The sequence below is a fragment of the Pseudomonas fluorescens genome (assembly GCF_902497745.1).
Classification (GTDB): Bacteria; Pseudomonadota; Gammaproteobacteria; order Pseudomonadales; family Pseudomonadaceae; genus Aquipseudomonas; species Aquipseudomonas fluorescens_BM.
In genome coordinates, this window is record NZ_CABVHJ010000043.1 from 1 (window position 1) to 7,827 (window position 7,827).

General features: G+C 55.9%; 7 protein-coding genes and 3 pseudogenes. 6 read left to right on the plus strand and 4 right to left on the minus strand.

The annotated features are described in order from the left end of the window. From F8N44_RS30870 to F8N44_RS30880, 3 genes and pseudogenes are all read right to left on the minus strand, one after another. A pseudogene (locus tag F8N44_RS30870) lies at nt 1-984 on the minus strand (IS30 family transposase); the annotation flags it as partial. A 9-nt stretch (nt 985-993) separates the two neighbouring features. After that, a complete protein-coding gene (locus F8N44_RS30875; protein WP_150652998.1) occupies nt 994-1,200 on the minus strand; it encodes a hypothetical protein in 207 nt (68 codons plus the stop codon). 476 nt (nt 1,201-1,676) lie between these two features. Further along, nucleotides 1,677-2,402, minus strand: a complete 726-nt coding sequence (locus tag F8N44_RS30880; protein ID WP_150652999.1) for an SDR family oxidoreductase — start codon at nt 2,400-2,402, stop codon at nt 1,677-1,679. 112 nt (nt 2,403-2,514) lie between these two features. Between F8N44_RS30880 and F8N44_RS30885 the strand changes: the two genes are divergently transcribed. The 3 genes and pseudogenes from F8N44_RS30885 to F8N44_RS30900 form a co-directional block, all read left to right on the plus strand. After that, the gene (locus F8N44_RS30885; RefSeq protein ID WP_150653000.1) at nt 2,515-3,378 is read left to right on the plus strand and encodes a LysR family transcriptional regulator; all 864 of its coding nucleotides are present in this window, start codon (nt 2,515-2,517) and stop codon (nt 3,376-3,378) included. 387 nt (nt 3,379-3,765) lie between these two features. Beyond that, complete coding sequence (locus tag F8N44_RS30890; protein ID WP_150653001.1) at nt 3,766-3,978, plus strand: hypothetical protein; 213 nt, start codon at nt 3,766-3,768, stop codon at nt 3,976-3,978. Between the two features lie 196 nt (nt 3,979-4,174). Continuing rightward, a pseudogene (locus tag F8N44_RS30900) lies at nt 4,175-4,323 on the plus strand (IS3 family transposase); the annotation flags it as partial. On the opposite strand, the gene F8N44_RS30905 reads toward F8N44_RS30900, so the two are convergent. Then, entirely contained in the window at nt 4,280-5,488 is a 1,209-nt protein-coding gene (locus tag F8N44_RS30905) for a GGDEF domain-containing protein (protein ID WP_150653002.1), read from the minus strand. The pseudogene F8N44_RS30900 and the gene F8N44_RS30905 overlap by 44 nt on opposite strands. Nucleotides 5,489-5,921: 433 nt before the next feature. On the opposite strand from F8N44_RS30905, the pseudogene F8N44_RS30910 reads away from it, so the two are divergent. The 3 genes and pseudogenes from F8N44_RS30910 to tnpC all read left to right on the plus strand — a co-directional run. Further along, nucleotides 5,922-6,389: pseudogene (locus F8N44_RS30910) on the plus strand (transposase); the annotation flags it as partial. A 79-nt stretch (nt 6,390-6,468) separates the two neighbouring features. Next, entirely contained in the window at nt 6,469-6,828 is a 360-nt protein-coding gene (gene tnpB / locus F8N44_RS30915; protein WP_224794856.1) for an IS66 family insertion sequence element accessory protein TnpB, read from the plus strand. 18 nt (nt 6,829-6,846) lie between these two features. Further along, nucleotides 6,847-7,827 (plus strand): IS66 family transposase (gene tnpC / locus F8N44_RS30920; protein ID WP_150653003.1); only part of this gene is annotated, 981 nt, incomplete at its 3' end.

The window sequence follows — 7,827 nt, forward strand, 5'->3', positions numbered from 1 at the left end:
AGAGCTGAAGATAATCCACCAGCACCTCGACTGGAAATTTCCAGCCCAATGTCTGGCGGGGGCGGGTGTTGAGCAAATCGGCTATTTCATCCAGTCGCGCCTGCGTCACCAGCGAGAGATCAGTGCCCTTGGGGAGATACTGGCGTAACAACCCGTTCGTGTTTTCATTGCTACCACGCTGCCAAGGCGAGTGTGGATCGGCGAAATAAATCTTCATTCCAGTATGCGCAGTGATTTCGCCATGACGGGCCATTTCGCTGCCTTGATCATGCGTCATGGTTTTTAGCAGCGAGGGCGCCATCCGCGACATCTCCCGCACAATGGCTTGCGCCGCCGCCTCAGCGGTGGGCGCTTCGAGTTTGGCGAGAATCACATAACGACTAGTGCGCTCGACCATTGTGGCAACCGCAGAGCGATTATTGGCGCCCATGATCAGATCACTCTCCCAATGCCCTGGGACTAGACGGTCTGCAACTTCCGGGGGGCGTAGGTGAATACTCAACTGCGCAGGGTAGCGTTCCCGACGCACATTGCTCTGGGTTCGCTTCCGACGTTTGCCGTCAGCCTGACGCAAATAACTGATCAGCTGACGCTTTAGCTCTCCGCGTGGGTAGGCATAGATAGCGAGGTAGATAGTTTCGTGACTCACATGTCGCTCAGGTTGGCCGGGCCAGATGCTGCGTAGTCTGCTGGCAATTTGTTGCGGTGACCAGCCAATGCGGAGCATTTCGACGACCACCTGAAACAGCTCTGCGTCTGGAAATAAACGTTTCTGACGGCGAGGCACATGCCGAAGGCGTTGAGCCCTGCTTGTGGCTTGGATTGCGTTGTAGTTGGGCTGCTGGGAGTTGCGTCTGATCTCACAATGGTGCTGGGATGCCGGCCTAGCAAAGTAGCAATAGCTCGCAGCGTCTGTCGTTGAAAGAGCATCACCATAATGGTGACGCGCTCCTCGGTACTCAGGTGGTTATATTGGGTAGACATGGCAACACCTTACATCAGGTGTTGCACTTGCTCCTTGAGACCGCCCTTCTCTCTCTCGAAGCCTAGGTTTAACCTCAATGCTCTTTGGTGCCCCAAGAACAGCACGCGATATTTATAAATTTGGGTCATTCGCGAGAAGCAAAGCTCCAGAGATAATGCAAAATATGCATGACTTTTTAAACGACGCGACAGGAGCAGGATCTCGATATCGGCCATTATCACATTCTATTGAAGACGGACTGAACAACACAATGGAATTACCTCAATCAACTGAAACCAATACCTATCTACGTGAAAACCCAGTTGAACATCAAACAAATTTCTTCTCTGCCAGGCGCACAAGAAACACTCTTGATTATGTGCGCTGGGGAAAAAGGGGAGTCACGGTAACTGGATGGGGAATAGATTCGTTTGACTATATTTATCAGCCCACAGAAAATAATAAGTTAAAGATAGCCTTCAAGGACTTCGAGGTCACTCAGCCGTCAGCGGAAACCTGGTCTGAACGTCAACTTGTGCAAGACCAACGCGGTAAGTCCTCCACTCGTCCAGCGCCACCTGCTTGCCTGCACACCCAGCCCCCCAGCCGTGAGAACACTGCCCCGGCTAATGCCCGACCTGGATCAGGCCGTCGAGACAAATACGAAAATCCGAGAGCGACCTACAAACCGTCGCTCAATGAGGTATTGGACTCAAGGCTGCTGCCGTGTTGCCGCCAACACGATCTCCCGAATGCACACATTTTGCGGCTGTTCGTAGGCATAACGAATCGCTGAGGCGACGTCGTCGGCACTGAGTACGGTGCCGCCCATGTCTTGCTTCCACGCCTGATAGCCAGTTTTGATCGCGTCGTCGGTGGTGTGGCTGAGCAGCTCGGTTTCCACGGCGCCAGGCGCGATGGTGATCACTCGCACGTTGTGCGGTGACAGCTCTTCACGCAGGTTTTCCGAAATACCATGGACCGCGAATTTGGTGCCGACATACGCCACATGGCAGGGGAAGGTCTTGCGCCCGGCCACTGAGCTGACATTGATGATAGTGCCACGCTTGCGTTCGATCATGCCGGAGACTACCGCATGGATACCATTGAGCAGCCCCTTCACATTGACGTCGAGCATTTGCTCCCATTGCGCCGGGTCCTGTTTGCTCATCTCGCCCAGCAGCATCACTCCAGCGTTATTGATCAGCCCGTCGGCGGGACCGAATTGCGTTTCAGCTTCGCTGACAGCCGCCAACAAGGCGCCACGGTCGGTAATGTCGACGCCACGGCACAAAGCATTCGGCAACGCGAGTGCCTCCAGGCGGTCGATGCGCCGGGCGAGCAGCAGCAGTGGGTGGCCGACCGCCGAAAGCATCCGCGCTGCCGCTTCGCCAATCCCTGAACTGGCGCCGGTGATGATGATCAATGGTTTGGTCATGTGTGAAACTCCTGAAATACGAAAAATAAATAACTAAACTTCACCCACAGTATATTTACTGTTGTTAAGGCTGAAAAATGCCTTATTCCTTTCCCTGGCATCGGAATAAACTATGGATATTCGTCATCTCAAGGCCTTTCTGGCCGTCTTTGAGGAGCGCAATATCACCTCGGCGGCGCAGCGTTTGTTTATCAGCCAGCCGACGCTCTCGGTGACCATCAAGCAGCTGGAGCAAGAGTTGAGTGCGACGCTGTTCATCCGCCAGCCACGGGGCGTAGAGGTGACTAAAGAGGCGCGAGTGCTGTATCCACAGGCGCGGCGAATGGTTGCCGACGCCATGGCTTTGAGCCGATTATTTCGTGCAGGCGAAAGCCGCGCACTGCTGGAGCTGGGTGTGGAGGGAGACATTGCCGACAGTCACATCGAAGAATTCCTGCGCATGGCCCATCAGGCGCTGCCAAACTTGTTGCTGACCCTGAAAGAAGGTTGCCAGGGCGATGCCCGGTTGGCCGTGGAAGAGCTGTGCTGCGAGGACGAATTGTTCCTGCCACTCTGGGATGAGTCCTACGTGATGACCCTGCCCGCCGACCACCCCATGGCGCAGGGCTCACAGGAACAGCGTTGGACACCGATTGACGACTGGATCACCTGCCCGCAGCACGTCTCCCATCAACGTTTGATGGCACTGTATGGCCGTTCGCCAGGGGTGGTGGCCGGGCATGCCGGCTCATTGAAGCAGGCGCTGAATATGGTCAGCGCCGGTATCGGGGTGGCGATGCTGCCGCAATCGTTAGTGAGCGAACATACAGGGGTGGTGGCACGTGCCTGGCACCTGCCGACGCCGGCTCGCCGCGTCGGCCTCTGTTATGCCGCGCAGGCCCTGGAGCTGCCTACGTTGCGCGCCTTACACGAGTATTTTCAGACACATCGGCCAGTGCCGTTTTCTGATGTCTTTCCACCGTTTGCGCATGCATGATTACGCGCCACACAGCTGTGCCGCCTTCAGTCGTCGCAACCAGAAGAGGGACAGGTTTTTGCGCCGAGGCTGTCGCACGGACAAGGTAACGTGATCCATCTTTACGCAAGGGTAAGGTAGGTTTGCTTTTTGCCTATGCAAGTGATGTAACTGCGGCTCAACAGGAATGTAATTAGGCAAGATACACCACCGTTCGCCCCCAAAGCCCCACCCCCCCACCTCCCTCCCGTTACCCCCTACTGCAACCAAACGCACAACGCCGATTACCGCTCATCACTCTTGATACACCAAGACCAAAATTATGAGACACCAGAAGGGTGCGCTTTCCAGGGTTAGACCTACAGTGTCTGAACGCTCAACGAACACTCAAACAAGAGAGTCCACAGCATGGAAGACGAACTGGAACAACGGGCTCTCTACTCGATAAAAGAAAGTGTAAAAGGCTTAGCACTCACGACTGAGCGTCTGGCTGACCAGTTGGATGAGCTAGAAACAGACCATAAGCAGCACTATGAGGATCTTTGTAGCTACTTGCTGAACGGTCCGCAAACGCACTTCCTGAAATCGCTCGTTCGCTTGAACACATCAAAGCGCTTCTAGTAGCGGTGCTGGTTTTGTTCGTCATCAATCTTTTTAGATGAAGCAACAACGAACGTGGCTGATTGCGGAGACGGGCAGCCTACTGGTTCCAGCCTGGTACCTGTGTGGCGCTATTGTCGCGAGTGGCGTAGCACTGCGCCTCTATCCAGAACAGCCAGGAAGCGCGTGAGCGAACTCGACGGCGAGATATCTGTGAAGCCCGCGGGATGAGGAGCTTGGCCGCCTCAAGCGTGAGTTGGCCCGAGTGACTAAGGAGCGTGATTTTTTAAGAGACGCGGCGGCGTACTTTGCCAAAAAATCATCAAGCGGTACACGGTGATCCGGCGCTACCGCAATGAGTATCCCCGAAACTCAGCTTCACCAAACGCGCCGCCTGCACCCGATTACGCCCTTGATCCTTGGCGCAGTAAAGCGCCAGATCTGCCTCGGAGAGCAGGCGCGACAGGTCGTAACCGGACTCGCCAGTAGTCACCACGCCGATGCTGACGCTCAGCAGTCCCGGCTCCAGAATCGACAGTTGCGCGAACGAGCGACGGATCCGTTCGGCGACTGCCAACGCAGCCGGTTCATCGCATGAGCCGAGCAGACAGGCAAACTCCTCACCTCCGATCCGCCCCGACACATCCTCCTTGCGCATGTTATCGACCATGATATTGCTGAACGCAATCAGTGCCTGATCGCCGACCGGATGGCCATAAGTGTCATTCAGACGTTTGAAATTATCCAGATCACAGAGCAGCAGTGCTGCCGATTCACTCCGTTGCCTGCTCTTGTCGAGCAATTGTCCTGCGTGTTGCATGAAGGCTCTACGGTTGCCGATCCCAGTCAACGGATCACTAAAGGCTGCGGCCTCGAGCTTGAGCTCAGCGCGCTCTTTGACCATCGCCAAGGTCACGTAGGCAATGCCAATGACGTACAGCATCGACTCAAACAGCATGAACGAAAAAAACGACACGCCCTCGCCACTGCCCAGCAGAGCCTTGGTCACCGGTAGACCTTCAGCAGTCACGCTGCGCACGGCGTAGAACGTAGTGTGCAAAAATGTCAGCACCAGCGCTGGCATGAACGCGACGTCCAGACTGTTGCGGCTGCACCAAAGCTCCAGCGTTGTCAGCACGCCATAACCGAACGCCAGCAGGGAGTAGACCAAAATCCGGTTCGGCATCGACTCATAAAAGGCAGGAATCAGGCACAGCGTCAGCCAGACGATCGAACCAGCCAGAACCCCCGGCACTGAGGGCTTTCGGCCGACCAATGTACGCATGGCCGACCAGTTCATTGCTGCACTGAGCAACAACACCACGTTGCCGAACACGATGGGAATGAAATCGACTCCACGATCGCGCCAACTGATCAGCACCACACCCAGCGCTCCTAGCAGCATCATGCTGCCGAGGTAGGCCAGCGGTCGTTCGCGGGATTCGCGATACCAGGCGTGCAAGGTGAGCAGCCCCATCAAAACAAAGACAAAGACCGCGACGACCAGCAGGGTCGGGATATGTAGGGCCATTCCGTGGATTCCCGTGAGGCTTAATACCGAAATCCGGCCGATGAAGGGGATGCTGGTAAAAACAGAAGAGGGGGGTTGTTGGGCGGGATTTAGCACTTTTGGAGGTGGGTTTGGCAAGTGTCGTGAGGCGGAGCGAAAGATTTTTATAGGCGCGTTGGTGGAAAATTTCCAGATGTCTTCGTGGATTGAGTCTGAGCTGATGAGATCACCCTGGCTTACCTTTTCACGTTGCGGTTCTCTCCTTCGTTTCCTGACGACCATTGCAAGCGTTTTTTCTGCCACCAAAACTCTCTTCGACGCGGAAAGAGGGCTGGAGCCTCACAGACCCACTTACCACGGACATGGCGCCCTACGCCGAGGTAACTCACCCGATGGAAGGGCGGCCGCGGAAACTGAGTGCAACACCTGACCTTTCCGATACGGTGTTGCCCCTATGTCCTATCACGAACTCAGCGTCGAAGAGCGTGTGACCATCCAGCTCAGTCACGTCCAAGGCTTCAGCCTGCGCAGGATTGCCCTCTTGATTAAGCGCTCGCCCTCAACCATCAGTCGGGAGTTGAGGCGTAATCGGGAGAGTTGCGGTAATTACTCAGCCCACACGGCTCAGCACTCTATGAGGGTTCGCCGTCGCCCCTGCCGACCTCAGCGCAAGCTGTTGCGGGGCAGTGAGCGCTTTGACTTGGTGATTCATATGTTGCGTGGGCGTTTGTCTCCCGAACAGATTGCCGGCAAGCTGCGCAGCATGAATATTCCCAGTTTGAAAGATGCCTATGTTTACCGAGAGACGATCTATAGCGCGGTCTATGCCCTGCCAGTGGGCGGACTGCGCAAGGAGTTGATCCTCTGTCTACGTCAGGGCAAGGCTACTCGCATGCCGCGTACTGGGGGTGTGGACCGTAAGCGCTCCATGAACCCCACATTCAAAGCGGCCAGATGATCCCGGATGCTGTGCTCCCGATTCCTTCCGGAGCCAGCAACTCATGATGCGACCCGACGCCAAAGTCGAAAAAGTCTATCTCTACCCCAAACCCGTGGACTTCCGAAAATCCATTGATGGTCTGGCCGCGCTGGTCGAATTGGATATCAAGGTCGCCGTGTTCGACCCTGTGCTTTTCGTTTTCCTCAACAAGTCCCGAAACCGCGTGAAGATTTTGTATTGGGAACGCAACGGCTTCTGCCTTTGGCTCAAGCGCCTGGAGTCCGAGCGATTCAAAACATCGCCCGAAGCCAGCGACGAGGCGATTGTCCTGACAGTCCAGGAACTGAACTGGCTACTCGACGGCTTCGACCTCTGGCACAACCGCCCTCATCAGGTTTTGACACTTCGATACGTCGCCTGATTCGGTATAATCCGCGGCATGATTTCCATGCCCAAAGACCTTCCTGGTGATCCTGTTTTGCTCAGGCAATTGCTTGAGCAAATGATCAGTGAGCGGGCGTCTGACAAAGGCAAGATTGTTCATCTTGAAGAAGAGAACGCGCTGTTGCGCCAAAGATTGTTCGGGCGTAAGTCCGAGCAAACGACTGATCCGGCAACGCCGCAGCTGGCGCTCTTCAATGAAGCAGAAAGTGTTGCAGAGCCTGTCGATGAAGCCTGCGAAGAAGAAGTTGTCGTGCCGACCAAACGTCGCGGCAAACGTAAGCCGCTGCCCACCGACCTGCCCCGAATCGAAGTCATCCATGAACTTCCCGAGCATGAGCTGACGTGTGCCTGCGGCTGCCGTAAACACGCCATCGGCGAGGAGGTCAGCGAACAGCTTGAAATCATCCCGATGCAGATCCGCGTCATCAAGCATGTACGCAAGGTCTATGGCTGCCGCGATTGTGAGTCGGCACCGGTGGCGGCGGATAAACCCGCCCAACTGATTGAAAAAAGCATGGCCAGTCCGAGCGTGCTGGCCATGTTGCTGACGACCAAATACGTCGACGGTCTACCGTTTCACCGTTTCGAAAAGGTGCTGGGCCGTCATGGCATCGATATCCCGCGCCAGACCCTGGCCCGCTGGGTCATCCAGTGCGGTGAGCACTTTCAGCCGCTGCTCAATTTGATGCGCGATAGCCTGTTGGCCAGCCGCATCATCCACTGCGATGAAACGCGCGTGCAGGTGCTCAAAGAGCCGGATCGGGAGCCAAGCAGCCAGTCCTGGATGTGGGTGCAAACCGGTGGCCCGCCTGACAAGCCGGTGATCCTTTTTGACTATTCCACCAGCCGGGCGCAGGAGGTGCCGACGCGCCTGCTCGATGGTTATCGCGGCTACGTGATGACTGACGATTATGCTGGTTACAACGCGCTGGGCGCACAGGCCGGGGTTGAGCGTTTGGGCTGCTGGGCGCATGCA

Excerpts from the sequence above, each read along its gene's own strand:
- F8N44_RS30875 (WP_150652998.1), bottom strand. The coding sequence starts at position 1,200 with ATGGCCGATATCGAGATCCTGCTCCTGTCGCGTCGTTTAAAAAGTCAT.
- F8N44_RS30880 (WP_150652999.1), bottom strand. The coding sequence starts at position 2,402 with ATGACCAAACCATTGATCATCATCACCGGCGCCAGTTCAGGGATTGGC.
- F8N44_RS30885 (WP_150653000.1), top strand. The coding sequence starts at position 2,515 with ATGGATATTCGTCATCTCAAGGCCTTTCTGGCCGTCTTTGAGGAGCGC.
- F8N44_RS30890 (WP_150653001.1), top strand. The coding sequence starts at position 3,766 with ATGGAAGACGAACTGGAACAACGGGCTCTCTACTCGATAAAAGAAAGT.
- F8N44_RS30905 (WP_150653002.1), bottom strand. The coding sequence starts at position 5,488 with ATGGCCCTACATATCCCGACCCTGCTGGTCGTCGCGGTCTTTGTCTTT.
- tnpB (WP_224794856.1), top strand. The coding sequence starts at position 6,469 with ATGATGCGACCCGACGCCAAAGTCGAAAAAGTCTATCTCTACCCCAAA.